Annotated in this window: 1 protein-coding gene; it reads left to right on the forward strand. The window is 65.5% G+C overall.

What is annotated here, in order from left to right; translation table 11 throughout:
* On the forward strand, nucleotides 1-669 hold a 669-nt coding region (locus BZK31_RS28955), incomplete at both ends, for an alpha/beta fold hydrolase (RefSeq protein ID WP_157900856.1).

The raw sequence follows: 669 nt of genomic DNA on the forward strand, positions 1-669 counted from the left end.
CCGCCAATGGCAAGGTCGACCGCGAGGCGCTGGCGGCCCTCGCCGATCAAGACCTGGCGGCGCGCCAGGTCAACCTCGGCAGCCCGCGTGACCATATCGAACTGGCGCTTTACCAGATCTGGAAAAGTCTGCTGCTGGCACCGCAGATTGGCATTCGCGACAACTTCTTCAACGTTGGCGGCACGTCGATCGCAGCCATCAAGATGGCGTCCCAGATCGGCCAAGCGTTTTCGATCGAAGTGCCGGTGCGGGTGATCATGGCCCACCCGACCATCGAAGCCCTCGGTGGCTGGCTGCGCAGTGGCGCCAGCCTCACTGCCGCACAAGGCAACCTGATCGAGTTCCGTCGTGGCGATGGACAGCGCAATGTGGTGTGCATTCACCCGGCCGGTGGCACCGCGTTCTGTTACCTGTCGCTGGCTAAAGTCCTGCCGGAGCAGGTCGGTGTCTACGGCGTGCAGTCGCCCGGGCTGAATCCCGGAGAGAGCACCGAACCGACGGTCGAGGCGATGGCCGAGGCCTACCTGCGCTTGATCGAACCGCTGACTTCGCAGCCCCTGATCCTCACCGGCCTGTCGTTCGGCGGGCTGGTCGCCTATGAAATGGCCCGGCGGCTGACGGCGGCGGGGCATCGGCGGGTGACGTTGGTGCTGCTCGACACCCAGGGCT

This window comes from Pseudomonas floridensis, assembly GCF_002087235.1.
Taxonomy (GTDB): Bacteria; Pseudomonadota; Gammaproteobacteria; order Pseudomonadales; family Pseudomonadaceae; genus Aquipseudomonas; species Aquipseudomonas floridensis.